Genomic DNA, 25,192 nt, shown 5'->3' with positions numbered 1-25,192 from the left:
GGGAGGGTCTACCTAAAATGATTCTAGTCAGCTTGAGGGCGCAAGACCTGTGGGTGAGGGATCCGCCCTTTTTCGCCCCAGAAGTCAGGGATCCCGCTAGGATTGGGGCATGGGTGCTTCTCCTGAAACCGCTTCTCTCCCGCCCTTCTGGCTGGAGGTTACCGAGTTTGCCCTGCAGGCCACGGCAAAGGTCGGAGCGCAGCTCTTGGCAGACTTTGGCCAGGCCTCCTCTACGGAAAAAGCGGACGGCAGCTTGGTGACCGCTTCTGACCAATGGGCGGATCGCGCCTTTCAGGAGGCAATTGCCGCGGCCTACCCGGATCACGGCTGCCTGAGCGAGGAGTCCAACCACATTTTCCTGGAGAAAGAGTGGTGCTGGGTGGTGGATCCCCTGGATGGCACCACCAATTTTGCCCACGGGATCCCCATCTGGGGCAGCTCGCTGGCGCTGTTGCACTGGGGTGTGCCTGTGTTTGGCTGTGTGCATCTGCCCCCCATCCGCCAGACTTTCTACGGCTACTGGCCTCAGTTTCCCGACGACGCGCCGGCAGGAGCTTTTCTCATCCGCCACGACCGGGATCCCGTCCGTCCTCAGCCCATTCGCCCCAGCACCGCCCCACCCGGACCCAACCAACTGTTTAATTTTTGCTCCCGCAGCAGCCACTGGATTAGCCCGCAATTTCCCTGCAAAGCCCGCATGCTGGGCGGCGCTGCCTACAACCTGCTGGCGGTGGCCGGCGGCAGCCTTTTGGGGGCGGTAGAACGCTCGCCCAAGATCTGGGATGTGGCGGCGGTGTGGGCCATTGTCAAGGGGGCCGGCGCCGTTTGGGAACCCCTTGGCCCTGCCGACCCGGATCCCGGAACGCCCTTGCTCCCCGGCAAGGACTATGGTCGGCTGACCTATCCGACGCTGGTGAGCGCTCAGAACAGGTGGATCCCCGTGTTTCGGGCTTTTATCGCTCTGTAGCTCTCGTAAACCGCCTGGACGTTGTACCAGTTGAGGAAGAAAACCCGACACAGCTCCAAGGCCAACTGCGAGCGGCCCTGCCGGATCAACCAGCGCAGCAGCGGCTCTAAGCGCTTCTCGTTCAGCCACCCCCCCAGCGACAGAAGGCCCCACAGGCATTGATGCAGAGGCGTCAGTTGGATCATCAGGCGCACGGCCCAGGTGGGGTGCTTTTGGTAAAAGAGGATGCCCATGCGGCCCCGCTGCCGCTCCCGCTCGATGAGGGCTGGGATTTGCGCCAGCTCGAAGGGCGGATGCCAATGGTAGCCGGTGGCTTGGGGGCACTTGACCAGGCGCAGGCCCAGGCGCTTTAGCCGCACCCCCAGCTCCAGGTCTTCCCAGCCGTAGAGGTGAAACCGCTCGTCAAAGGGGCCGGCAGGGGTTTCACAAGCCCGCTCCAGCCAATGGCGGGCAATGGCCACGTTGCCGGTGGCAAAGAAGGCTGCCGAAAAATCGGTGGGCTTGAAGGGCTCGGAGCAGGGATCCCGAAAATTGCAGGTGTTGATTACCCGCCCGTAGGTGAAGACCTTGGCCTCGTGGGGCGAGTCGGGATTGCCGGTAACCCCGTGTCGCCGCAGCATCTGGGCATGAGCGGCCAAAAAGTGCTCCACCACCACCAGGTCGCTGTCGATAAAGACAATGATGGATCCCTGGGCGTGGCGAAACCCCAGGTTGCGGGCGGCAGCAGGGCCGCGGTGTTCTTGGCACAAAAGCCTGATCGGCGGCAAATCTGGCGGCTGGCTCTGCAGCCATTCCAGCGTGCCATCGGTGGAGCCGTCGTCCACCACCACCACCTCGTAGCCGTCGTAGGGGCCAGGCTGCTGCTGCGCCAAGGCCTGCAGACATTTCTGCAAGATGGGACGGCGGTTGTAGGTGGGGATGATGACGCTGATGTACACCGGGGATCCCTGGCTCGTAAGGCAAACCCTACCCCTAAAGTCAAGGGGTTTTTCCATACGGCTAGAGAGCTTTGAGCAGCTCTGCCGCCTGGCGCACCGTCTCGAAAAAGTGATGGACATTGGCCTCCGGAGTGGTGTGGTGCACGCCGTGGCCCAGGTTCATGATGTGGCCGCGAGATCCCGCCTTTTGAATCACCTCCAGGGTGCGCTGCCGGATGAATTCCGGGGATCCCAGCAACACCATCGGGTCGAGATTGCCCTGCACCGCCAGGGATCCCAGGCGGGCCCTGGCCTCGGCCATATCGCTCATCCAATCGAGGCTGAACACATCGATGCCAGCTTTGCCCACCCGCTCCAACAAAGCAGCGCTGCCGTTGATGTAGAGAATGAGCGGCACCTGCGGGCACCGAGCTTTCACCTGATCCACAATTTGCTTTTGGTAGGGCAAGGCCCAGGTTTCGTAGTCGCCGGGGCTGAGCTGGCCGGCCCAGGTGTCGAAGAGCTGCACCACCTGGGCGCCGCACTCGATCTGGTAGATCACGTAGCGGGCAATGCTATCCGCCAGCTTACTCAGCAACTGATGCAACACCTGCGGCTGAGTGAAGGCCAGGCTCTTGATATGGGCATAATCTTTGGAGCTGCGGCCCTCCACGGCGTAGCAGGCCAAGGTCCAAGGGGAGCCGACAAAGCCCAGCAGCGTCGCCTTCCCTTCCACCTCGCGGCGCAGAGTGCTGAGGATGGTCTTGATAAAGGGCAGGCTTTCTTCCGGCTCTAGCAGTCGGATTTGCTCAACTTGGGCCTGGGAGCGGATCGGCGGGTCGATGATCGGCCCCTGCTGCTCCACCAACTCAAAGGGGATCCCCATGCCCTCGAGGGGGGTGAGGATGTCGCTGAACATAATGACGCCGTCGGGGGCAAAGGCGCGAAACGGCTGCAGCGAGATCTCAATCGCCAGCTCCGGGATCTCGCAGCGCTGCTTGAAGGTGTATTTGCTCTGCAGCTCGCGGTAGGCCGCCATGTAGCGACCCGCCTGGCGCATCATCCAAACGGGGGGACGATCTACCACTTCCCCGCGGGCCGCCCGCAGCAGACGGTCGCCATCGCCGACGGAGGAAGGAGAAGCGCTGAGCTGAGCAGGTGAGTGGGACATGGGAAGACCAAGCCGGTTCAAGATCCTCAATGCATCCTGACATTGGGGGGACGGCTAGCGCAAGCTCGCGGCCCTTCCTCTTGACCCTTTCCTTAGGGGTTGCAACTTGCTTTCACCGGCTGAGGAAGGCGGATCCCGACCTAGAGTGGACATGAGATAATGTCAGCTTGCAGGCCTGTTGTAGAACCCCTTCCCGCCGTTGCTGAGTTGAGAGGAGCCCTCCCTTGGTTGCCCAAACCTTCAACCTGGACACCTACTTGAGCCAACGCCAGCAACAGGTGGAAGAGGCGCTTTCTGCGGCATTGGTTCCCGCCTATCCGGAGCGCATTTACGAGGCGATGCGCTACAGCCTGCTGGCGGGGGGGAAACGCCTGAGGCCGATCCTCTGTCTGGCGGCCTGTGAGTTGGCCGGCGGCTCTGTGGAGCAGGCCATGCCCACCGCCTGCGCCCTGGAGATGATCCACACCATGTCGCTGATCCACGACGATCTGCCGGCGATGGACAACGACGATTTTCGCCGCGGCAAGCCCACCAATCACAAGGTATTCGGCGAGGATATCGCCATTTTGGCAGGAGATGCCCTGCTGGCCTATGCCTTTGAGCATATCGCCAGCCAAACGCGGGGGGTGCCGCCGCAGTTGGTGCTGCAAGTCATTGCCCGCATTGGCCATGCTGTGGCGGCAACCGGCTTGGTAGGGGGCCAGGTGGTGGATCTGGAGTCCGAAGGCAAAGCCATTTCCCTAGAAACTTTGGAGTACATCCACAGCCACAAGACGGGTGCTCTGCTGGAGGCCTCGGTGGTTTCGGGAGGGATCCTGGCAGGGGCCGATGAGGAGCTGCTGGCGCGGCTGAGCCACTACGCTCGGGACATCGGCCTGGCTTTTCAGATCGTGGACGACATTTTGGATGTTACTGCCACCAGCGAGCAACTGGGCAAAACGGCAGGCAAGGATCAAGCTGCCGCCAAAGCCACCTACCCCAGCTTGTTGGGCCTAGAGGCTTCCCGGCAGAAAGCTGAGGAACTGATCCAATCGGCCAAGGAGGCGTTGCGCCCCTACGGATCCCAGGCCGAGCCCCTGTTGGCTCTGGCCGATTTCATCACCCGCCGCCAGCATTGAGACAAGAGGACAAGAAGGTAGATGGGATCCCTGTCCACCCTGTCGGAGACCCTGGTCGCGTTCTGGTGCCGGAGAGCCCTATGCTGCAGCAGTTGATGGCCAACCACGTTCTCTGGGTTGCTCTGCTGGCCAGTGTCTTGGCCCAGGCCATCAAGCTGATCCTGGCCTATGTGCGTTCGGGCAAGCTCAACCTGCGGGTTTTGGTGGAGACAGGGGGGATGCCCAGCTCTCACGCAGCGCTGGTAACGGCTTTGTCGGTGGGGGTGGGGCTGGAGGAAGGCTGGGACAGCCTGCTGTTTGCGGCAACGATGGTCTTTGCGCTGGTGGTGATGTACGATGCCGCCGGGATCCGTCAGGCTGCCGGCAAGCAGGCGCGGGTGCTGAACCGCCTCATGGAAGAATGGTTTGAGGAGAAGGGTGCAGATCGCTTCCAGGAGCCCTACTTGAGGGAGTTGCTGGGCCATACGCCCGTCCAGGTGATCGCCGGAGCAGCCTTGGGGGCAGCCTGTATCACGTTATCTTTTGTCCTGGGAATCAACTGAACGCAATTGGGGCATGCTAGAGCAGGAGCATCACGGGTGGTCATGGCCTCCAGTTCTCAACCTCGTCCGATCCAGCGCTGCCCGGCCTGTGGCAAGCCGATCCCGGCCTATCGCTACAAGTCCCCCTACTGCGACCACTGCGGTTGGCGGGCAACCCCGGCAGGGCAAACCCCTCAAACAGGCGGATCTGGGGGCCAGAGATCCGGAGCTCAGGGGAGTAGGATTCAACAACACATTCAGCGCCTCGGCCTGCCCCCTCTGTTGCAGCCGCTGTTGAAGTTCGACTTTTACCTCTATCTGGGCTGGGGGATCAGCCCTCTGTTTCCGCTAGTCGTGGATCGACCGCTGCTGGCCGAATCCAATTACCTGTTGCTGCTCCCGCTCCTGTTGAGCTGGGGGCTGCTCTACTTGGCAGTGCGGGATCGGCCGTTGCCCCAGGATTTGCGGCTGCCGCGGCTGCTGCTGGATGTGGCGTTTATCCTGCTGCCCTTCTTCCAAAAAATCAACGTTTCCAAGGCCCCCAACCGGCCCTACTGGAATGCTCTGCTCATCTGGGTCATCGGGCTCCTCCTGTTTGCCGCCGTGGGGCTGTGGAGCTTTAGCCTGCTTCTGACGGCATTGACGCTGCTGTTGACCAGCTTCTGCACGCTGCTGTTCTAGCCGAGATGGTTGACAAACACTCCAGCCTCCCATGAGCATTCCTGCTGCCCGCCAACGCTTCCTCCAAGAAATTCAAGCGGATCCCATCGATCTGGGCCGAGCGGCCCTCTGGATCGCCCAAGAAGCCTATCCCGACTTGGATGTAGAAGAGTATTTGGCCGCTTTGGATGAGATGGCCGCAGAAGTGCAAGAGCGTCTTCCTCCCGAGCGCTACCCCCTGCGCGTCATCCGGATTTTAAATCGCTATCTCTTTGAAGATCTGGGCTTTTGTGGCAACAGCGAAGACTATTATGACCCGCGCAACAGCTTTTTAAACGAGGTGATCGATCGGCGCACCGGGATCCCGATCACTCTTTCTCTGATCTATCTAGAGCTGGCGCGGCGGATCGATTTTCCCATGGCAGGGGTAGGCATGCCCGGCCACTTTCTGGTGCGGCCCCTGTTTGCAGACGCGGAGATTTTTGTGGATCCCTTTCATCAGGGAGAAATTTTGTTTCCCGAGGACTGCCAAGAGCGTTTGGCACAGATCTACGGGCCCAGGATCCCTTTACAAGATCATCACCTCCGCCCCACCCCTCCTCGCCTAATCTTGGTGCGGCTGCTCAACAATCTTAAGCAGATTTACTTGAGCCGCGCCCAGCTAGAGCTTGCCTTGGCAGCGGTGGAGCGCATCTTGTTATTGATCCCAGAGTCCTTGCCCCACCTGAGGGATCGGGGCTTGCTCTGTTACCAGTTGGGGCGTTGGCAGCAGGCCTGTCAGGATCTGAGGCACTACCTCAACCAGGCGACCCTCCACCCAGAGCTCAGCGGCCCCGACGAGCATTTAATCCAAGAGATCCTACAAAGGCTAGAAGCTTACTCTGACTAAAGTCAGGTGCAGCAATTGCTCGAAAAAATCCTCCAATCGAGAGCTGGCCACCTAAGCAATACGGATCTCACCTGAGATCTCGCCTTGCCATCTTTGGGTGTCGCTGGGGCTTTTGCAAGAGTCTGGAGCAGCTTTCACCTCCTGGCGAAGAATTGCCTCTACCAGCTCGTCTAAAGCTTCCAGGTCAGATAGGTTGTAGTCTTTTTCCCGAAGGATTTTGTTAATAGAAAACTCCTGCTGCAGCGTCAGGGTCGAGGATCGTAAGACCTCGTCGATAATCTCGCGAATGCTCATTACAACCTCACAATCTGATGGCAATCTCAGCGGAGAATTTGTTATCTGAGCTCATAAACCTAGAATGCAAGAAATACTTGACGTAGCCATCCTGAGGATCACGTATTTTGGCCAAGATCTAGGGCCGCCCATGCTAAGGGAAACTGCCAAGGGTACTTTCACGGGGCCTCGCCGAGGCTTGGGAGCTCCCCAGGGAGGCTTGTCCGGTTCGCCTTTCCCAATCTTTTGCGAAGGGGGTGCGAGTGATGGGTTCACCCGATAGCTGCTGCAGTTTTGGCGACTTTGGGGCCAGTCGCGCCACGAGTGAGTTGCTTGGTCTAGGATCCCGGGGGGCGATCCACTAGTCTGTTGGTACTCCATTAGGATGAAGTGGGATCCTGTCGGCTAGCGGGTTTTGTGGGAAATCCCAGTCAAATCGCAGGTGAGGTTGTAGCACCATGACATTGACTTGGCAAACGGATGGACAGACTTGGTTTCTTCTGCCTCCCCAACCCCGTGCCGTGATCCACTTTCTGGGCGGAGCTTTTGTGGGATCCGCCCCACAATTTTTCTACAGCCGCCTGCTGGAAGAATTGGCCCGTATGGGCATGGCCGTTGTGGCTACCCCCTACACCACCGATATCGATCACGCGCAACTGGCTTTTAAAGCAGCGCAATCTTTGCATAGAAGCCTGCAGAGCAAAGGTTTGATGGGGTTGCCCCTCTTTGGCTTGGGCCACAGCCTTGGCGGTAAGCTGCAGATCCTCTCCTGCCTAGCCCTTCCTTCTTTGGGATCCCAGCGGCGCGGCAATATTTTCTTGGCCTACAGCAATGCGGGACTGGAACGGGCGCTGCCGGTGCTGCAGGCCTTGGCCCAGGCGTGGCCGCAACAGCAACTGAGCACTCTGTGGCGGATGTGGATGGGATCCTCGTCACCGCCAGTGAATCTGTGGTTGGAGTTTGAGCCTTCTCCGGCAGAAACCAATCGCCTTATCGAGGAGCAGTATCCGGTTAGAAACAACCTGCTTGTAGAGTTTCAGCAGGATGATATTGACGATATTCCGCTGCTCTATCAACAGCTTCGCCGCAAGTACGGAGGCTACACTGAATGGCAACGCCTGGAGGGGGATCACTTAACCCCGCTGGGTTTCAGCTATCCTTTCCGGGTCGGGGGGGAGTTCAGTCCCATCGATGCTTTCGCGCAGTTTTTTTATCAAAACTTACTGGCTCCTAACCAACGAATGATCCGGAGTATTCAAGCCTGGCTGGCAGCACAACTGGCTTAGTCGAGCCAGCTTAGGTCGGAGAGGAGCTCCTGTGAGTGGGGAGACTGAGCCTGCAGAGGAAACAGCATCTGTAGAATATCGCTCATCAGGAAGTAACAGGTTAAAACACCACCGGCAGCTACGGCCACCAGCGTTCCCGCCAACATGCGCGAGAACTCCTGCCGCTGAAACGCCTGTTCCATTAAGCGCAGCGCCCAGAACCCCAGTAGGATCACAATGGCAAGGATAATCAACATATCGTAATCTAAGCTGTAATCTATTGTAACGAACCTGTCGCTCAACTGCTATTGACAAAACCTGGTTAAAGCGTAAAGAGTTCTCTGTCTTCTGCAGCCAGCAACTTGTCGGCGGGGTAGCGGCGGGCGCGGCCCCCTGGGGCCTTGCCGGCCTTGTCTAAGCTACAGGCCCCAAAGGGATCCCGCTGGCAAAGATTGCTGGGCGTTCAAGCGGCCTACACCTGTCGCCCTTCGGGGGAAGCGCCGGCAACTGTTGCAAGATCTGGCAAAGGAGAAAGCTTCCGGGCAGCTCCTAGCTCCTCAGGCCAATTGTCTGCAGGATACCAAAATACATCGACCCGCCAGCGGCTGCTCGCAGGGGGATCCCTTACACTTGAGCTAACTGCTGCTTGAGAGGTGGGGTATGGTACGGCGGAGGCTGGCCGGCGCGGCTGGATCCCTGGCACTTCGGCGTTCTCTGCAGGCTCCTTTGCAGCAGCGCAGCCGGGCGATCAACCGTCGCCGCAAACTGATCTACCGCAGAACTCGCCTACTCTACCAGCGCAACTTGCCCCTTTACCTGCGCAATTTGCTGTTGCAGTACCGCACCAGCTTTATCTACAACCTCAAAGCTAGAGCTGTGATCAGAACTCGCTAGAGAATGTCGAGCTATCTTTTCGCTCTCAGCACAACGGTCTTCACAGCGCGAAAAACAGGCAGATGGCGATGGACATTGCCCTGCCGGAAAGTCTGGATTTATAGTTAAAAATTGTTGTCTGTAAGTCTTCTAAGAGAGAGGCCGGTCTCCCTCCGAGAGAAAAGAGTTGGAAGCGGGAGCCAAGCTAAGGCTACCGAATTGTAAAGCGGCCAACTCCTATCTTCTCGCCGTTGACATGAACCTCGACGCGGTAGCGCCCGGTGTAGGGTTGGCTGAAGCTGAGAAAGCCTCGCACCGTGTCGGCTAGGGGATCCCAGGGAAAATCAAACTTGCGGATCAGTTGCTCGCTCCCGGCTTCTCCGCCCTCGTAGTACCAGAGCATCTCCACCTGGGCGTTGGCAGGGAGGCTGCCCACCGGCAAGATGGCCCAGATCAAGGTGTCGGTGGTCTTAAACTCGGTTGTGGCCTCGCCAGGGCTGCCGTCTCCCCGACCTCGGTGCAGGCTGATCACCCTTGTCCCCGCCTCGTTTGGGGCTTTCTGGCTATAGGCGCGGGCATTGGCTTGCGCTTCCTGAGCGAGGCGATCCAGCTCGGCCAGCAAATCTTCCTGCCGCTTCAGGGCCTCGGTTGCTTCCTGTAGCCAGTGGGCGATCGGCTGCTCTGGAGCTGGGGAAGAAGGCTTTCGGGCGGCCCCGGTAAGGTTTTGGATGGGAAAGCCCCGAGCCGTCCCCACCTCGCTGCCCAGCAAGTTCAGCCAGCGGCTCCGCATTTCGGGTGTCATCTCTGGCTTGGCGGCGTAGGCAATGCGCACAGGGCCGTCTGGGCCTTGGGTGATGCGGCCAATTTCATGCTCTTGGATCCCGGCAACCTGCCCACGACAGCCGGCGCTACGGAACTCGTAGAGGACATCCTCTTCGCTTTCCCGGTGAAACTCCCACATTGTTTGGGGGCAGTACTCTAGGAGATTATTCCGCATATTGTTTGCCAGGAAGCGGGGCAATTTTGGTACCTGAACGTTCATGACCGAGAGCATTTCTCTCCAAGAGGCCAAGCTCGCCTCGGGCCGTATGAGAACAGTCAATGTAGCTGTCTCAGTAACTTGGCGATCGGCAAAAGCCCACTCCCCCACATCTCCTTCAATGAGGACATTTCCTGAAGGGCTGAGGTGAGCCAAGGCAAAGAGCAGGCCGGCAAAAAGGTTCAACATGATGATCCTCCCTACCAAGATTTGTACTGGGAAATGAGAGGGGAAAGTTCTCAATCAGCTCGCCGGGCAGGCAACGAAAGGAGACTGGACAAGAAGGACAGCCCTTTGTTGTCGCTTTCTCAAGGCTCACCCCAGAGGAGCTCAATGATCCGGGTGGCTTTTGGCAAAATGGCAGTTACAGCCTGCTTGGGCAAAACCCGTATCGTCACACGAGCTGAAACCTTACTCAGGTAAGGTTTTTTCTGTGGGCTATATTCCTTTGAACCGCAAGCTCTAGAGGGCACCAGTAGCCTATCACAGGCTAGCTCAGTTTCGATCCCTGTTTTTCAGAAACGCCACATTCTTTCTGAGCAGTATACTCGTTTACCTTAAGCAGATATGATTTTGTTCGTTCAAAAACCTAAAACTCTCTCGGATGACAATTGAGAGTCATCGAGAACAAATCATTCACCGGAGTCGTCGGCGCCAGAAGGGAGGATCTTCCCGGTTATCAACCAGTTATCCCCCACAGTCTGCAGTTGCGGCTCCAACAGTTGCCAGCTTTGGTTCACATCCGGGATCCCTTCTCCTGCTACGGGGGTTGGCGCGTCGGCCCCGCCCAAGATCTTGGGAGCGATGAAGGCGGCCACCTTCTGGATGGCCCCATCTTTAAGGGCTGCCCAGGCCAAGGTGCCGCCGCATTCCCAGAGGGCACTCAGACAGCCTCGCTCAAAGAGAACCTGCGCCGCTTGAGCCGGGGTTACTTGATCCAGGTGCAGCAGCTCCACCCCTTGCTTGGCCAGGGATCCCCAGAGGGGATGGGCTTCAGTGGCCTCGGTAATCACCAAAGTTGGCGCCTCCTCCGCTCGCCACAGGTGGGCCAGCGGGGGCAGATTCAGAGAGCGGCTGAGAACCACTCGCAGGGGCTGGGATCCGTGAAAATCCGGCAGGCGGCAGGTAAGGTGGGGGTTATCGTGCCAGACGGTGCCGGAGCCCACGATGACTGCATCGTGCCAGGCCCGCTGGCGGTGAACCCACTCTCGCGCCAGCGGATTGCTGATCCAGCGGCTGTGGCCGGTGGCGGCGGCGCTCTTGCCGTCTAGGGTCATGGCGTATTTGAGCAGGCCAAAACACCGTTTCTGCACAATGGCGAAGGCAAAGCCTTCGTTGAGCTCCTGACATTCCTGCTCCAGCACCCCCACCGTCACCTCAACCCCTGCCTCCTGCAGGCGGCGGATCCCTTTGCCGGCCACCAGGGGATTGGGATCCTGCATTCCCACCACCACCCGCCGGATCCCGGCAGCCAGGATGGCCTCGGTACAGGGAGGGGTGCGCCCGTAGTGGTTGCAGGGCTCGAGGTTGACGTAGAGGGTAGCGCCCTTGGCCAGGGATCCCGCCTGTTGCAAAGCCAACACCTCGGCATGGGGCTGGCCGGCTCCCGGATGAACGCCTTCCCCCACCACCTGATCCCCCCGGACAATAACGCAAGCTACCCGCGGGTTAGGGGAGGGGCGCTGCGGTGTGGAGCGGGCCAAGGACAGGCACCGTTCCATCCATTGCCGATCCGAGTTCATAAGGGGCCGGGATCAAGCTACAGTTGCTCTGGATTCTAGCCTTGCCATCTGGGGAACAAAAGCCGACCCGTTCCCTTCAAGTGCGCGACGGATCTGGGCGCTGTTGGCGACTTCACCCGCTGGCCCGTCCAGGAGCTGGAGGGCGTTTTTGGTAAGCTGGTTACGGCCTTGGCAGAAGGGATCCCATGGACAGCCTTCAACTTTGGCAGCGCTACTGCGATTGGCTCTACTACCATCCCGAGCTGGAAATTTTTGTTGATATCAGCCGCATCCGTTTTACTTCCGCTCAGGTGGAAGCGCTGCGGCCTGCCTTTGCCCGCGCCTTTGCCGAGATGCAGGCCCTAGAAGCCGGGGCCATTGCCAATCCCGACGAAGGCCGCCAGGTGGGCCACTACTGGCTGCGGGCGCCGGAGCTGGCTCCTAGCGCCGAAATTCGGCAGGCAATTCAAGACTGCCTCGAACAGGTGGAGAGCTTTGCCAAGAAGATCCACTGCGGCACGATCCCAGCCAGTGGGGGAGGGCGTTTCACCGAGCTGCTCTGGATTGGCATTGGCGGCTCGGCTCTGGGGCCACAATTTGTGGCGGAGGCCCTGGCTCCGCTGCAGCCGCCCTTGAACATTCACTTCATCGACAACACGGATCCGGACGGGTTTGACCGGGTGCTGGGACGGCTGGCCGGCAAACTGGGACAAACCCTGGTGGTTGTCACCTCCAAATCCGGCAACACGCCCGAGCCGCGCAACGCCTTGGTGGAAGTGGAGCTGGCTTACCGGAAGGCAGGGATCCCCTTTTCTGCCCATGCAGTGGCCATCACCGGCCCCGGCAGCCAATTGGAGCAGCAGGCGCGGCAGGAGGGGTGGCTAGCCGTTTTTCCCATCTTCGACTGGGTGGGGGGGCGCACCTCGGAAACTTCCGCGGTGGGCCTGCTGCCGGCAGCGTTGCAGGGGATCGACATCCGGGCTTTGCTGGCCGGAGCTGCCACCATGGACAAAGCCACCCGCGTACCCCATCTGGAGCGCAATCCTGCCGCCCTCTTGGCCATGGCCTGGTACATCGTCGGCGAGGGGCGAGGGCGCAAGGATATGGTGGTTTTACCCTACAAAGACCGCCTGGCGCTGTTTAGCCGCTACCTGCAGCAGTTGGTGATGGAATCTCTAGGCAAGTCCCACGACCTGCAGGGCAACCGCGTGGAGCAGGGCCTAACCGTCTACGGCAACAAGGGCACCACCGATCAGCACGCCTACGTGCAGCAGTTGCGGGACGGCCTCAACAACTTCTTCGTCACCTTCATCGAGGTGCTCCAGGATCGCGAGCCGGGGATCCCTTCCCCCTTCGTAGAGCCCGAGGTAACCAGCGGCGACTATCTGGATGGCCTGCTGCAGGGCACCCGCCAAGCCCTCTACGAAAACGGGCGCGACTCCGTCACCATAACGCTGCCGCGGGTGGACGCCCGCTCCGTGGGGGCCCTGATTGCCCTCTACGAACGGGCAGTGGGCCTCTACGCCTCTTTAATCCAGGTCAACGCCTACCACCAGCCGGGGGTGGAAGCAGGCAAGAAAGCGGCCAGCGCCGTCCTGCAGCTCCAGCGCCAGGTGCTGGAGGTGATGCGAGAGCAAAAGGGATCCCTGACCTTGCCCCAGTTGGCGGAAAAACTGGGCTGCCCAGAGCGCATCGAGACCCTGTACTGGATTGTGCGGCATCTGCAAGCCAATGGCCGCAGTCTAGTGCTTGTGGGGGATCCTGGCCGACCCTTGGAGCTAAGCATCCAGCCGCGCCCGGCCTGAGAGTATAGAAGAGGCAACCTGAAGAGAGGTTTGACCAATCTGTACCTTACCTTAAACCCCTCCTGTGCAGCCGGCCTGTCTGCCTAGAATCGAGCAAGAGGCTACTCCAGGAGGAGACTATGGACCAACCTGCCGCCGTCCTGCCTTTACAAACCCCAAAAGATGTCTCCATCGAGGACATTGAGCAGGAGCTGAACAAGATCTGGTCCTCCAAGGGAGAGAGCGTTGCCGCCCGGGCTGCCACCTTTACCCTGGTGGTGTATGAGTCGCTAGACGATGCCCTGCTGCTGCCTTCCCCCACCGTCGAAGCCATTGCCACCCAGAACCCCTGCCGCGTCATCGACCTAAGGGCCAAACGGGAGGGAGCCACAGACGACGCCATCGAGGCCCAGGTGGCGGCCTATTGCCCGGTGACCCGCGAGCAGCGCAGCTCGCTGGTGTGTTGTGAGTACATCACCCTGAAAGCGCCGGAATCGGCTTTTGTGCGCGCTTGCAGCACTGTCGCCTCGCTGTTGATCCCCAACCTGCCCACGTTCCTGTGGTGGCAAGGGAACTTAGACTTGAATAGCTTGTTGTTTCAAAAGCTGGTAGCCCTGAGCAACCGCGTCATCGTCGACTCGCGGGGCTTTGTCAACCCAGAAGAAGACCTGCAGGAAATTCATCTCCTCATCAGCGAGGGGCACCACTGCGGGGATCTCAACTGGCGACGGCTGCTGCCCTGGCAGGAACTCACCGCCCAAGCCTTCGACCCCCCAGATCGGCGAGAGTCTCTGTCCTGGATAGATCAAGTAACCATTGACTACAGAGCTGGCAACCCCTGCCAGGCCCTCCTTTTCTTGGGCTGGCTGGCCAGCCGGCTGGGGTGGACGCCCACCGAGCGGGCCCAGACTTGGGAACACGACTACGAGATCGACCGCATCCGCTTCCAAACCCAAGCGGGAGGCGAGGTGAGGGCAGAATTGGCTGCCGTGCCCCTGGTCTCGGAGATGAGCCAGGCGGGAGATCTCATCGGCTTGCGCCTCACCTCCAGCAACCAGGAAGCCGACGCCTGCACCGTGCTCTGTTCAGAAACCACAGGGTGCATGCGCATGGAAGCCATGGGAGGTGCCCAGAGGTGCGTGGTTCGCCAGGTGGCTCCCCTGGAGCAGGAGTCCTTGGAAACGCTGCTAGCTGCCGAGTTGCAGCGGCCTGGCCCCAACTATCTTTACGAAGAGACCTTAGGGGTGGTGGCCCAGATCCTCAAATTAAAGAAAAGCGGAGCGCTGGGGTAGAATCTCGATTTCGTTGTTGGCAATCTTGGGGAGACGGATACTGTCTCGCGTTCAAATGCAGGGAAGCGAAGACCCCAACCCAGCGCTTGACAGACGAGAACCTAGGCTTCTCGGGATATCCCGACAAATCGGCCCAAGAAAGCTAGCCAGATCCGCCTATCCACTGTCGAAGCCAGCTCAGCGCAGCCCCAGGACGGAGGCCAGCACGCTGTGACCTACCAGGGCTTCCACCGCAATGCTAATGGCAAACCCCAGCATGGCCAATCGCCCGTTCCAGCGCTCGGCCTTTTCCGTCCACCCAATTTCCCACTCGGGCGGAGCCTCGCCCTCTTGCCCATACTGAGGCACGTATCGCGGACGAGCAGCACCCTCCCAGCCCGCAGGACGCTTGGAGTTGAAGAAAGCCATCGAACCGAGGGCAACAGCAGCCACCAGCCCGCTCACCATAACTGCAATGTAAGGAAAGAAAGGGTTGTCGAGGATCATCGGCCTGTTGGGTTCAGTGAAACAGTCAATAGCCTGGGTAGCGAGCCGATCGGGCAGCCCCCAGACAGAACGCCCGACCTGATGCTTGCGTAAAACTCAGATGTTCTCAACTATCGCAGTCCCAGCCACTGAGCGAGAGTGGTGACAAAAACACTGTGACCCACCAGCGCCTCTGTGGCAACGCTGATCACCAAACCCACCATAGCCAGGCGGCCATTCCAACGCTCCGCCTGCTCCGTCCAGCCCGGGATCCAGTCGTTGGTGGTGTCGTAGTATTGGGCCACAGAAGCGGAGTCCAGGCGAGAAGGGATCCTAGGAGAGGATTGCATAGGTAATGCCTCATAACTGTACGTAAACAAACTTAACATAAAATTACAGTTCTTGACAACTTTTCCGACTGGCGAGGGGAGGTAGGGATCCCTGGCGAGAGGGAAGGAGTTTGCCGAGGGGTGCCCAGAGCGATGCCATACTGAGGGAGGTAGGCTTCTGCGCAGACTATGGCGGTATCCTCTCTTTCTTCCCCCAAGCTGGACCAGGCTTTTGACGCTGCTGCCGACTTAGCTGCCCAGGTGCGGTCGGATTTTCCAATTTTGCAGCGCCAAGTCAACGGCCAGCCGCTCATCTATTTTGACAATGCGGCCACTTCCCAGAAGCCGCTGGCGGTTTTGCAGGCAATGGATTTCTACTATCGGCACAGCAACGCCAACGTGCACCGGGGAGTGCATACCTTGGGCAACGAAGCCACGGAGGCCTACGAGGGGGCGCGGGAGAAGATTGCCCGCTTTATCAACGCGCCTTCCCCGCAAGAGATCATCTACACCCGCAACGCCAGCGAGGCCATTAACCTGGTGGCCTACAGTTGGGGCATGAGCACCCTAGAGCGGGGGGATGAGATTATTCTGTCGGTGATGGAGCACCACAGCAACTTGATCCCCTGGCAATTCGTGGCTCAAAAGACGGGGGCCTGCCTCAAGTTTATCCAGATCACGCCCGAGGGCGAGCTGGATTTGGAGCACTACCGCTCTTTGCTGGGCGACCGCACCCGCCTAGTGGCTGTAACTCACGTCTCCAACATGCTGGGATCCATCAACCCTGTCCGGGAGGTGGTTGAGTTAGCCCATCGCTGTGGGGCCAAGGTGTTGCTGGATGCCTGTCAGAGCGTGCCCCACATGCCGGTGGATGTGCAGGCCCTAGACTGCGATTGGCTGGCCTTTTCTGGGCACAAGATGGGCGGCCCCACGGGGATCGGGGTGCTCTACGGCAAGCGGGAGCTGCTGCGGGCCATGCCGCCCTTTTTGGGCGGGGGCGAGATGATTGCCGAGGTGTACTGGGATCACGCCACCTACGCCGATATCCCCCACAAGTTTGAGGCGGGCACGCCGGCCATTGCCCAAGCGGTGGGTCTGGGGGCAGCCGTCGATTACCTAAGCCAGATCGGTCTGGAGCGCGTGCATGCCCATGAGCAAAAGTTAACCGCTCGCCTCCTAGAAGGGCTTCAGCGCATTCCAGGCATTACAATCTATGGCCCCAAGGACCCGACGCGGCGGGCGGGGCTGGTCAGCTTTTCGGCGGAGGGCATCCACCCCCACGACCTGTCCACCCTGCTGGATGAGCAGGGGATCGCCATCCGGGCCGGCCACCACTGCACCCAGCCGCTGCATCGCCACTTGCAGGTGCAATCGACGGCGCGGGCCAGCGTTTACCTCTACAACACCTTGGCCGAGGTGGATCGCTTCCTGGAGGTGCTGGCGGAGGCGGTGGCGTTTTTCAGGGAGGCCTTGGGGTAGCCGAGGAAGATGCTCTACCGCCGCTTTGGGCGCACACAGCAGCTTATGTCGGCTTTCTCCCTGGGCAGCATGCGCCTAGTCCATGTGCCGCCGGAGCAGGCCCAGGCCACGGTGGCAGCGGCGCTAGAAGCAGGGATCAACCACATCGAAACGGCGCAGGCCTATGGCCAGGCCGAGGTGCTCTTGGGGGAGATCCTGCAGAAGCTGGCGGTGCCGCGGCAGCGCTTGATCCTGACCACCAAGCTCACGCCTGGCGAGAGGCTGCGGGAACGGCTGGAGGGATCCCTGCAGCGGCTACAGGTGGAGTATTTGGATCAGTTTGCCTTCCACGGCATCAACCTGCCCGAACACCTGGAGTGGGTGCTGCAGGAGGGCTTGCCGCTGCTGCGGCAGGCGCAGCAGGAGGGCTTGGTGCGCTACATCGGCTTTTCCACTCATGGATCCCTGGAGCTAATCCTGCAGGCCATCCAGAGGGGCCAGTTTGACTTTGTGAATTTGCACTACCACTTTTTCCAGCAGCGCAATGCCGCGGCCCTGGAGGCAGCAGCCCAGCAGGATATGGGGGTGTTCATCATCTCCCCTGCCGACAAAGGGGGGATGCTCTATCGCCCGCCCCAGCGTCTCCGGGAGAGCTGTGCGCCCTTTAGCCCCCTGGAGTTTGCCTATCGATTTTTGCTGGCGGATCCCCGCATCCACACCCTCAGCCTGGGCATTACCCATCCCGACGAGCTGCAGACGGCCCTGGCGGCCCTGCAGGATCCCGAGCGCTGGTGGACGGAGGGCCTGCAGGTACAGGAGCGGCTGCATCAAGCGGAGCAGGAACGCCTGGGCTCCAGCCGCTGTGCCCAGTGCTACGCCTGCCTGCCCTGTCCCGAAGGGATCCACATCCCAGAGGTGCTGCGGCTGCGCAACTTGGCTCTCGCCCACGAGATGACCGAGTTTGCCCAATATCGCTACAACATGTTCGGCCAGGCAGGGCACTGGTTCCCAGGGGTGCCTGCCGACCGCTGCAGCGAGTGCGGCGACTGCCTGCCCCGTTGTCCGCAGCACCTGCCGATCCCGGAGTTGTTGGCCGAAACCCACCGCCTTTTGCACCGCTCTCCCATCCGGCGGCTGTGGGAGTAAGGGCCCCTTCTCCCAGGGGGTGAGGGGGGTGAAAATCTTGGCCAGGAGAGCCAGCTAGGGGGAAGCCTCTTGCTGCTCCGGAGTTCAAGGCTCTAGCGCCGCTTGCTGCGCAGGGTTTTGGCACGGTTGTGTACCTGTCTAACAAACAGAGGCAGGAGCTGTTCCTGAATGTAGGCAAAGGCTGCCGGGAGGCCTTCTCTTTCGTAGATAAGGCCGATTTCTGCCTCCACCTGGGTGGGATCCCGCAGAGCCGACAAAAATTGGTTGGAGGTGAGCCAGGTGAAGAGTTCCGCGCGGCTAAGATCGCAGCCGGGAGGGGAAGGCACCTGCCAGTCGGGTGGCGGGCCGAGCAGCCACTGGCGGGCAAAGAGGCTCAGCACCGCATCTCCTAGCCACGCCTTGTCCCGTCGGGATCCCTCGTCCAACTGGGCCACCTGCTGTCTGACGGTCGAAGCAAACTGGGATCCGGGCACCATGGGCAGCACTTAGAAGGAGCAGCAAGGGTAGCAGAGCTTCCCTGCCTCATTCTACTAAGATGGGGTCTGGCCCACCCTCAGCGGGTAAAGGGGCGGAGTTGGCTGTTTTGAGGATCTCAGTGCATGTTGTTGGAGCTTACCCCAGAAGAGTGCGAGGCGGTGATCCCGCTGGTGCCGACGCGGCTCCAGTACGCAGCTTACTGGAGCGATGCCCTCAAGAGCGTAGGCCGGATCATTACAGCTATTTTGGTGGGCGTAGCGCTGCTGGTGCTGTCTCGCGCTTTTGGCGAGGGATCCTTCTTGGGGGCAGTCTCCTTTCTGGCGGGGTTTCTCTCGTTGCTCTACCCTTTCCTCTGGGGGCCCCTCTACACCATCTCCCGCCGGCAGCTAGCCTTTCGCGAGATCCCTTACGGAGGGCTCTTTTTTGGCCAGGTGTTGAGCACCCGCCGCTACGAGGTGGTGGTGGAAGAGCGGGAAAAGGTGGATGAAGAGGGGCAACTCTATATTGAAGAAGTGCGCGAGCGCCAGTTTGAGATGGAAATTGGCGATGAAACAGGAGTTCTCTACCGAGTGCGGGCCAGGGACGATCCCCGCTACCGGCGAATTGTTAAAAAGCAATCGGTGCTGGCGCTGGTGAAGGCCTATTCCCGCGATCTGCGGCGCCGACCGACCTTGAGCGAAGTCTACGTGGTCAAGCTAGGGGAGTGGGTGGGAGATGTTTCCTATCTGGATCGGGAGGCGTTTTTGGAGTTGGCCGACGAGCTGCTGGCGCTCGAGCTAGGACCGGAGGCGAAGGCATAGAAACCTTATGTCAGAGGCTGGAATCACCCGCGCAGCTTGGATCGTGGCGGCCTTGGTGGTGTCGGCAGCCCTGGGGCCGCGGTTGGCTCTGCCTTTGGCTGGGATGGTGGGCTTGGTGATTGTCGAGCAGGTGGCCTTTGGGGGGCGGCTCTCGGGGTTGCTGGGCGCGCTGCTGGATTGGGCTTCTCCAGCCTATCGGCGGCGGGTCATCTGCCACGAGGCAGGACACATTGTGGTGGCCCACCTGCTAGGGATCCCCTTGCGCGGCTACGTGCTGGGCCCCTGGCAGGCTTTCCGACACGGGATCCCCGGCTACGGGGGAGTGCAGCTGGATCAAGCCCCCATGCGCACCTGGGAAGCCCAGGGGGGCATCCCCTGGGCAGATCTAGAGCGCTACAGCCTGTTTTGGATGGCAGGGGCTGCCGCGGAGTCTCTCCAATATGGCCAAGTGGTGGGAGATGAGGAGGATAGACAACAGTTGGCCAAGCTGCTGGCAGGGATCTCAGCAGCCCAGCCCTTGACCTCTGCGGCTCAAATGAGGGCCTACATCAACCGCTTTCTGCGCCAGAGCCGGGCCTTGTTGCAAGCCCACCCCGAAGCCTATGCCGTTGCCGTCCGGCACCTAGAGCAGGGATCCCCCCTCCAAGACTGCCTAGCTGCCCTTGCGGCCAGCTTGGAGGAGCGGTGTCAACAACCTCCCTCGCCCTCTTCTGAAACCTCTTGCTGATACACTGTGACATACGAAAAAAGCTCGGGATCCCCCAGGCTCGGGATCCCAGCGGTTGACTACATCGTTGTGTCGCTTAGGGAGGATCCATCTTGCGCCCCATCCTCATTGCCGGCAACTGGAAAATGCACAAGACTCAGGCTGAGGCTCGCCAGTTTCTGCGCGAGTTTCGTCCAGCCCTGCAAGCCTCGTCTGCAGGGGTGAGGCCGCAGCGGCAGATCATTCTCTGCGTGCCCTTCACAGACCTGGCCGTGGTGGTAGAAGAAACGCGGGGATCCGGCATGGCTGTGGGAGCCCAGAACCTGCACTGGGAGGATCAAGGGGCGTTTACGGGAGAGATCTCCGGCCCCATGCTGGCAGAGCTGGGGGTGCGCTACGTTATCGTCGGCCACAGCGAACGGCGGCAGTACTTTGGCGAAACCGATGAAACCGTCAACCGGCGCTTGGCCGCGGCCCAGCGGCACGGGCTCACCCCCATCCTCTGTGTGGGGGAAAGCTTGCAACAGCGGGAGCAAGGCCTGACCGAGTCTTGGATTGTGGGACAGTTGGATCGCGCCTTGCCGGGGATCGATCTGCGCAACCTCGTGATTGCCTACGAGCCAATCTGGGCCATTGGCACGGGGAAAACCTGTGCAGCCGCCGAGGCCAACCGCGTCATCGGCCTTATCCGCCAGCATCTGGGCGCCGACCACCTGCCCATCCTCTACGGTGGCTCGGTCAAAGCCAGCAACATCGACGAGCTGATGGCCCAGCCGCAGATTGACGGTGTACTGGTGGGAGGGGCCAGCCTCGATCCCCAAGAGTTTGCCCGCATTGTCAACTTCCAGGCCCTGACTCCTGCCGCAGCAGCGGCTCCCTAGGTTCCTCAGCGAGATTGCCCCCACAGTAGAGCCACGGGAAAAGACTTGAGGACGGCGCCCACCGACAAGGTGTCGCCGGCAGGGATCCCTTCTTGGGTGAGGCCATTGACCCACTCCAGCCGCTTCCAGCGCGGCAGCTGAATTTCTGTGTCTTTCCAAACAGCGTCCCCCAAGGGATCCTGCGTCTGGTAAATTAGGGAGGTTAGGAAGCGGGGCGCCACCACCAGGACGACTTGTTTGTCGTGCTGACGGGCAAAAGCAATGACATGGTTGGCATAGGAGCCGCTCACCTGCAGGGGAATATAACTGCCTTCCAGAAATAGCTGCGGCTGTTCCTGACGGGCCTTTAGCACCTGATGGATGAGAAACAGCTTAATGCGGCCGTCGTGGCGGTGAAGCAGAAGATCTTGGATAAGTTGCAGGGGATCCTGCTTGATTCGCCGTTGAATTTCTTCGAGGTAAGCCAGGCGGCGGGAAAAGTCCACAGGCCGACGATTGTCGGGATCGACCATGCTGAGATCCCACAGCTCCGTGCCCTGGTAGATATCCGGGATCCCAGGGCTGGTGAGCTTCAGCAGGGTTTGAGAGAGAGAGTTAAAGATGCCAAAGTGGGCAATTTTGCGCTGAAAGGGCAGGAAAGACTCCAAGAAGGGGCTTGAGGGCCGCAGGATCTGATCGATGAAAGCAAGGGTAGCTTCTTCGTATTCGGTATCGGGGCGAAGCCAAGCAGTATGAACCTTAGCTTCCCGAACTGCTTTAATGGCGTAGTCTTTAACTCGCTGGATAAAGGTAGGAACTTCCTCTGGTTGAAAAGGATAGGAGCCGATCAAAGTCTGATAAAGAAAATACTCGTCGTTGCGATCGGGCAGCTCCGAACGCTTCGCTTGCTTGCTGCGAACTTTGTAGCCAAGATTCAACTCATGCCAGAGTTTAATGTGCTTCTCCCATTCAGCGGGGAGTTCCGAGAGCACATTCAGGCGGGCCCGCACATCCTCGCCGCGTTTGGTGTCATGGGTGGAGGAAGCATTCATTGAGAAGGGCCACTGGGCTGCTCGTTCTTGGTTAAAGCGATGGAACTCTTGGACAGAAATGCCAAAACGATATAGATCCCCACCTACTTCGTTCAGGGATAGCAGCCTGTTGTAAACGTAGAAGGCCGTATCCTCTACCCCTTTGGCCATGAGAGGGCCAGCCAACTGTTGCAGCCGCATGGCAAAGTAGATTTGCTCGTTTTTCTCTTCCTCTGAGACGTTTTCGGGGAACTCAAGGCAGAGAAAGCGCTGCAGGAAATTCAGCTCGTTAACCAAAATGGGCAGGTTCTCCTTAGCTTTCTCTACAGCTTGGCGGACGGCCTGTTGACCTTCTGAGCTGAGGATCCCTTCGTGGATGTAGACTCGGTAAACTGGGAAACACACCAAAACCTCTGCCAAGGCTCGGCGCAAGCTGTAGAGGGTGAAGTCATTGGCATAGCGGTGATGGCTGGTAATCTGCTTGAGCAAAAAAGCAAGGTTGTCCATGTCCCCTGCCAGGTTGCGCTCGATAATCAGCCGTTTTTTATCTTCGATAACCTGTTCTGGTGACTGTTGCAGGTTGGTGAAATCTTGATAAAGAGCACTGAAGGCTTCTGCATTCTCCGATTGGCAAAAGATGCCATTAAGCTTAGCTAAAAAGTCGTAACCCGTTGTGCCTTGAACTGGCCATTGCTGAGGTAGCTTCTCATTAGCTTCTAGTATTTTTTCTACCACAATGTAGAGATCTGGACAGCGTTCTCGCAGACGGTGGAGATACTCCTCTGGGTTAAATAGGCCATCGATGTGGTCGATGCGTAAACCTGTGAAGCGCCCCTGTTCTGCGAGCTTGAGAATGAGCTGATGCGTTTTGCGAAATACTTCGCGATCTTCCATCCGCAGCGAGATCAGATCGTTGATGGTAAAAAAACGACGATAATTAATCTCCTCAGCACCCACCTTCCAAAAGGAGAGGCGAAAGTTTTGCCGTGCCAAAAGGCTGTCCAACAAGTCAAAGCTGGAGGGATCCCCGGGCTTGCCGTTGAAGATGGCGATGTTCTCGTCAAAGAAGCTTTGAATATGCGGGCTAGAGGTGTAGAGCTCCCAGAGGGAGTGCTTGGCAAAGCTAATTTGATCCGTGCGCTCTAGGAGATCCTCTTTGCTAGGAATAAACTTGAGGCTGAAGAGGATCCCGAGTAGTTTGACATAGTCGGGGTGGCTGCGCCCTAGTTTCCGCCGCAACTTGCCCAGGTTATAGGTAAAAACATCGGCATAGGTGTCAATATTGAGAGGAAATCTTAAGTTGTAGTAGTTAATGCTCAGGCCGTCGGCATCATAGCGTAGCTGAATCTGGCCTGACTCCAGGCACTTGTTGTAGAAGTCGCCCAGGAAGGGAGCAAGGATTCTGCCCTTGATCCCCAGATAGGAGTGATCCCAATTCACGTCAAAGTAGTCGATAAAGTCTGAGTTAGGCCCGCTTTCCAAAACATCCATCAGCATTTGGTTTTGGCCGTCGTAGGCCATGTGGTTGGGCACGATGTCTTGGATCCAGCCGATTCCCTGCTGGTTGAGGGTTTCCCACAAGAGTTCAAACTTTTCACTCCCCCCTAACTCCACGTTGATCTGCCTGGGATCCACGACGTCGTAGCCATGGGTGCTGCCCTTGCGGGCCTGAAAGATGGGGGAAGCATATAGATCGCTGATGCCCAGCAACTTCAGGTAGGGGACAATTTGCCGCGCTGCCTCGAAGTCAAATCCAGCGTGAAACTGAATGCGATAGGTGGAAGTCGGGATCCGCATGACGACCTCAAAACGACGACAAGGTGGCTCAGCCCATGACCAGAAGGGATGTTTCCAGGGTAGCGGCTAAGATCGGGAGGTCCCGCATAAAGATCGGCAAAACCCTAGATAGGTGTTCAGGGGCACAAGAGCGCCAAAGGGCAAGCAACGATGCTAAACCAGGCGGCGGCGAGATGGGCAACGATTTTTCTCTTGAGCGGCACTTCTGGGAGCGACCTGAGCTTTGCCCAAGGGGAGTTGCGGGTGGGGGACGAACCGGTTTTCACCCTGCCCACTCCCGCTGCCTCTGCCCATCTGCGTCTGGTGCAGCAACGTCTGGAGGAGATTTTGCTGCAGGCCAGCAGCTCCCAGCCCCAGGTCGGTTTGGAGATCCCTGCTCCTCCCACTCCGGATCCCTTGGTGGCTCCTCTGCCAGCCCATACTCTTCTCAATGGGCAACTGCCGTCGACAGTGACGCCGGTGGATGCAGAGGCCTACGCCACTTCTCAACCGGCGGATTTGGCGCGACGGCTACAGAAGACCCTAGACTCGGCGGAGAGCCAGCAGCGGCTCTATCGCCGATAATGGGCGGCTGGTTACCGGTGGACCGTGCATCGGGAATCATGTCGTTTATTGGCAGATCCCTTTTGGGGAGGATCCCCTGGGGTTTTCCTATCAGCCGGTGCTGCCGGATCCCCCGCCGGAGCGGCTATTTTTGTTAAACCGCCTGCCTCAGTTTGTGCCCTACGAGTTGCGACCCTAAGCGTTTTTCTACGGCCTCCTATGTCCTCTACACCATCCACGCCAACCCTTCCCCGCCAGCCCCGCATCCTGTTGGGCCTGCGGGCTGACCATTTTCGCCATCCTGTGGATCTGCAGGCAACCCGCTCTCTGCAGCAGGTGCCGGGGCTGGGCCTGCTGATTCAGAATTTGCTCGGCTCGACGGCAGGGGAGATCTTTTATCTGGATAACATCGCCTCGAGCATTCAAATCAACGAGCACCAGTTGCCGGAAATTCACCAGCTTCTGGTGCAGGCCTGTCGCATTCTAGATCTGGAAGTGCCCCAGCTCTACGTGCGCCAAAATCCCGTGCCCAACGCTTACACTTTTGCCATGCAGGGGAAAAAGCCCTTTATCGTCCTGCACAGCTCCCTGCTGGACTTGCTGGAGCCGCCGGAAATTCAAGCCGTGATCGCCCACGAGCTGGGCCACCTCAAGTGCAACCACGGCGTCTACTTGACGATGGCCAACCTTCTCATGCTCTCGACCAGTTTGCTCCCCTTCGGTGGGCTCTTCTATCAAGCGCTGCAAGATCAACTGCTGCACTGGCTGCGCTGTGCCGAGTTTACCTGCGACCGGGCGGCGCTGCTGGTTACCCAGGACGCAAGAACGGTGATCTCGGTGCTAATGAAGCTGTGCGGCGGCTCGCCGCAGTTGGCCGCCAAGCTCAATGTGGATGCTTTTCTGGAGCAGGCCCGCACCTACGAGGAGCTGGACGACGATCTCTGGCAGCTTGAGCTGAAGCAGATGCAGACCATTGGGCGCACCCACCCGCTGCCGGTGCTGCGAGCTCGGGAAATTGAGCGCTGGTTCCGCAGCAACACTTACCGGCAAATTTTGGAGCAGCACGGCTCGACTGCTGCCTGAGAGGCCA

The 25,192-nt window shown here is 59.4% G+C and carries 26 protein-coding genes; 16 read left to right on the top strand and 10 right to left on the bottom strand.

The genetic code is table 11. From position 1 onward, the window contains the following. Nucleotides 1-109 precede the first annotated feature (109 nt). Nucleotides 110-967, top strand: a complete 858-nt coding sequence (locus tag SYN60AY4M2_RS06000; RefSeq protein WP_099812504.1) for an inositol monophosphatase family protein — start codon at nt 110-112, stop codon at nt 965-967. Here the strand turns inward: SYN60AY4M2_RS06000 and SYN60AY4M2_RS05995 are convergent. Together SYN60AY4M2_RS05995 and hemE are read right to left on the bottom strand one after the other, a co-directional pair. After that, nucleotides 922-1,905: a glycosyltransferase family 2 protein gene (locus SYN60AY4M2_RS05995; protein WP_206336912.1), complete on the bottom strand. Its 984-nt coding sequence runs from the start codon at nt 1,903-1,905 to the stop codon at nt 922-924. The genes SYN60AY4M2_RS06000 and SYN60AY4M2_RS05995 overlap by 46 nt on opposite strands. Before the next feature lie 61 nt (nt 1,906-1,966). Next, nucleotides 1,967-3,055, bottom strand: coding sequence for a uroporphyrinogen decarboxylase (hemE, locus tag SYN60AY4M2_RS05990; RefSeq protein ID WP_099812502.1), 1,089 nt, complete (start codon nt 3,053-3,055; stop codon nt 1,967-1,969). Between the two features lie 224 nt (nt 3,056-3,279). Here hemE and crtE point away from each other — a divergent pair, with 224 nt between their 5' ends. From crtE to SYN60AY4M2_RS05970, 4 genes are all read left to right on the top strand, one after another. Then, nucleotides 3,280-4,173, top strand: a complete 894-nt coding sequence (gene crtE / locus SYN60AY4M2_RS05985; RefSeq protein ID WP_011429285.1) for a geranylgeranyl diphosphate synthase CrtE — start codon at nt 3,280-3,282, stop codon at nt 4,171-4,173. 80 nt (nt 4,174-4,253) lie between these two features. Then, nucleotides 4,254-4,715 carry a divergent PAP2 family protein gene (locus SYN60AY4M2_RS05980; protein ID WP_041438070.1) on the top strand — a complete coding sequence of 154 codons (462 nt, stop codon included), beginning with the start codon at nt 4,254-4,256 and terminating at the stop codon, nt 4,713-4,715. A gap of 42 nt (nt 4,716-4,757) precedes the next feature. Next, the gene (locus tag SYN60AY4M2_RS05975) at nt 4,758-5,375 is read left to right on the top strand and encodes a hypothetical protein (RefSeq protein ID WP_011429287.1); all 618 of its coding nucleotides are present in this window, start codon (nt 4,758-4,760) and stop codon (nt 5,373-5,375) included. Nucleotides 5,376-5,406: 31 nt separating this feature from the next. Next, nucleotides 5,407-6,243 carry a transglutaminase-like domain-containing protein gene (locus tag SYN60AY4M2_RS05970; protein WP_099812501.1) on the top strand — a complete coding sequence of 279 codons (837 nt, stop codon included), beginning with the start codon at nt 5,407-5,409 and terminating at the stop codon, nt 6,241-6,243. Between the two features lie 51 nt (nt 6,244-6,294). Here the strand turns inward: SYN60AY4M2_RS05970 and SYN60AY4M2_RS05965 are convergent, their stop codons facing one another. Continuing rightward, the gene (locus SYN60AY4M2_RS05965; RefSeq protein ID WP_041438072.1) at nt 6,295-6,537 is read right to left on the bottom strand and encodes a hypothetical protein; all 243 of its coding nucleotides are present in this window, start codon (nt 6,535-6,537) and stop codon (nt 6,295-6,297) included. Between the two features lie 437 nt (nt 6,538-6,974). Between SYN60AY4M2_RS05965 and SYN60AY4M2_RS05960 the strand changes: the two genes are divergently transcribed. Continuing rightward, nucleotides 6,975-7,802: a DUF1350 family protein gene (locus tag SYN60AY4M2_RS05960; RefSeq protein WP_011429290.1), complete on the top strand. Its 828-nt coding sequence runs from the start codon at nt 6,975-6,977 to the stop codon at nt 7,800-7,802. Here SYN60AY4M2_RS05960 and SYN60AY4M2_RS05955 read toward each other — a convergent pair. Beyond that, nucleotides 7,799-8,038: a hypothetical protein gene (locus tag SYN60AY4M2_RS05955; RefSeq protein WP_011429291.1), complete on the bottom strand. Its 240-nt coding sequence runs from the start codon at nt 8,036-8,038 to the stop codon at nt 7,799-7,801. The two genes, SYN60AY4M2_RS05960 and SYN60AY4M2_RS05955, sit on opposite strands and share 4 nt — an antisense overlap. Before the next feature lie 403 nt (nt 8,039-8,441). Here SYN60AY4M2_RS05955 and SYN60AY4M2_RS05950 point away from each other — a divergent pair, with 403 nt between their 5' ends. After that, entirely contained in the window at nt 8,442-8,675 is a 234-nt protein-coding gene (locus SYN60AY4M2_RS05950; RefSeq protein ID WP_099812500.1) for a hypothetical protein, read from the top strand. 190 nt (nt 8,676-8,865) lie between these two features. Here SYN60AY4M2_RS05950 and SYN60AY4M2_RS05945 read toward each other — a convergent pair whose 3' ends face one another. Continuing rightward, a complete protein-coding gene (locus tag SYN60AY4M2_RS05945; protein ID WP_240527749.1) occupies nt 8,866-9,882 on the bottom strand; it encodes a hypothetical protein in 1,017 nt (338 codons plus the stop codon). 443 nt (nt 9,883-10,325) lie between these two features. Further along, nucleotides 10,326-11,435: a bifunctional diaminohydroxyphosphoribosylaminopyrimidine deaminase/5-amino-6-(5-phosphoribosylamino)uracil reductase RibD gene (ribD, locus tag SYN60AY4M2_RS05940; RefSeq protein WP_099812499.1), complete on the bottom strand. Its 1,110-nt coding sequence runs from the start codon at nt 11,433-11,435 to the stop codon at nt 10,326-10,328. A gap of 185 nt (nt 11,436-11,620) precedes the next feature. Here ribD and SYN60AY4M2_RS05935 point away from each other — a divergent pair, with 185 nt between their 5' ends. Together SYN60AY4M2_RS05935 and SYN60AY4M2_RS05930 are read left to right on the top strand one after the other, a co-directional pair. Further along, nucleotides 11,621-13,219, top strand: coding sequence for a glucose-6-phosphate isomerase (locus SYN60AY4M2_RS05935; RefSeq protein ID WP_099812498.1), 1,599 nt, complete (start codon nt 11,621-11,623; stop codon nt 13,217-13,219). A 119-nt stretch (nt 13,220-13,338) separates the two neighbouring features. After that, a complete protein-coding gene (locus SYN60AY4M2_RS05930; protein ID WP_099812497.1) occupies nt 13,339-14,490 on the top strand; it encodes a glucose-6-phosphate dehydrogenase assembly protein OpcA in 1,152 nt (383 codons plus the stop codon). A 177-nt stretch (nt 14,491-14,667) separates the two neighbouring features. On the opposite strand, the gene SYN60AY4M2_RS14220 is transcribed toward SYN60AY4M2_RS05930, so the two are convergent. Next, a complete protein-coding gene (locus SYN60AY4M2_RS14220; RefSeq protein ID WP_240527747.1) occupies nt 14,668-14,937 on the bottom strand; it encodes a chlorophyll a/b-binding protein in 270 nt (89 codons plus the stop codon). 149 nt (nt 14,938-15,086) lie between these two features. Continuing rightward, nucleotides 15,087-15,305 (bottom strand): hypothetical protein, encoded by a 219-nt coding sequence (locus tag SYN60AY4M2_RS05920; protein WP_099812495.1) that lies wholly within the window; start codon nt 15,303-15,305, stop codon nt 15,087-15,089. A 168-nt stretch (nt 15,306-15,473) separates the two neighbouring features. Between SYN60AY4M2_RS05920 and SYN60AY4M2_RS05915 the strand changes: the two genes are divergently transcribed. Both SYN60AY4M2_RS05915 and SYN60AY4M2_RS05910 read left to right on the top strand, forming a co-directional pair. Further along, on the top strand, nt 15,474-16,763 hold the full coding sequence (locus SYN60AY4M2_RS05915; RefSeq protein WP_011429299.1) for a cysteine desulfurase: 1,290 nt from the start codon (nt 15,474-15,476) through the stop codon (nt 16,761-16,763). A gap of 9 nt (nt 16,764-16,772) precedes the next feature. Further along, the gene (locus tag SYN60AY4M2_RS05910; RefSeq protein ID WP_099812494.1) at nt 16,773-17,888 is read left to right on the top strand and encodes an aldo/keto reductase; all 1,116 of its coding nucleotides are present in this window, start codon (nt 16,773-16,775) and stop codon (nt 17,886-17,888) included. Between the two features lie 92 nt (nt 17,889-17,980). Here the strand turns inward: SYN60AY4M2_RS05910 and SYN60AY4M2_RS05905 are convergent, their stop codons facing one another. Beyond that, nucleotides 17,981-18,364, bottom strand: a complete 384-nt coding sequence (locus SYN60AY4M2_RS05905) for a hypothetical protein (RefSeq protein WP_011429301.1) — start codon at nt 18,362-18,364, stop codon at nt 17,981-17,983. Between the two features lie 123 nt (nt 18,365-18,487). Here SYN60AY4M2_RS05905 and SYN60AY4M2_RS05900 point away from each other — a divergent pair, with 123 nt between their 5' ends. The 3 genes from SYN60AY4M2_RS05900 (at nt 18,488) to tpiA (ending at nt 20,752) form a co-directional block, all read left to right on the top strand. Beyond that, nucleotides 18,488-19,165, top strand: coding sequence for a hypothetical protein (locus SYN60AY4M2_RS05900; protein WP_011429302.1), 678 nt, complete (start codon nt 18,488-18,490; stop codon nt 19,163-19,165). Nucleotides 19,166-19,172: 7 nt separating this feature from the next. After that, on the top strand, nt 19,173-19,892 hold the full coding sequence (locus SYN60AY4M2_RS05895; protein WP_099812493.1) for a hypothetical protein: 720 nt from the start codon (nt 19,173-19,175) through the stop codon (nt 19,890-19,892). Nucleotides 19,893-19,984: 92 nt separating this feature from the next. Continuing rightward, nucleotides 19,985-20,752 carry a triose-phosphate isomerase gene (gene tpiA / locus SYN60AY4M2_RS05890; protein WP_011429306.1) on the top strand — a complete coding sequence of 256 codons (768 nt, stop codon included), beginning with the start codon at nt 19,985-19,987 and terminating at the stop codon, nt 20,750-20,752. A gap of 5 nt (nt 20,753-20,757) precedes the next feature. Here the strand turns inward: tpiA and treY are convergent, their stop codons facing one another. Then, complete coding sequence (treY, locus tag SYN60AY4M2_RS05885) at nt 20,758-23,559, bottom strand: malto-oligosyltrehalose synthase (protein WP_099812492.1); 2,802 nt, start codon at nt 23,557-23,559, stop codon at nt 20,758-20,760. Between the two features lie 192 nt (nt 23,560-23,751). Here treY and SYN60AY4M2_RS05880 point away from each other — a divergent pair, with 192 nt between their 5' ends. After that, entirely contained in the window at nt 23,752-24,123 is a 372-nt protein-coding gene (locus SYN60AY4M2_RS05880; protein ID WP_143597300.1) for a hypothetical protein, read from the top strand. 198 nt (nt 24,124-24,321) lie between these two features. Beyond that, entirely contained in the window at nt 24,322-25,185 is an 864-nt protein-coding gene (locus SYN60AY4M2_RS05875) for a M48 family metallopeptidase (protein WP_011429309.1), read from the top strand. The last annotated feature ends 7 nt before the right edge of the window (nt 25,186-25,192 follow it).

Origin of the sequence: Synechococcus sp. 60AY4M2 (genome assembly GCF_002760375.1) — a bacterium.
Taxonomy (GTDB): domain Bacteria; phylum Cyanobacteriota; class Cyanobacteriia; order Thermostichales; family Thermostichaceae; genus Thermostichus.
The sequence above is the reverse complement of the archived record's forward strand: the minus strand, read 5'-3'. Positions and strand labels throughout refer to the sequence as shown.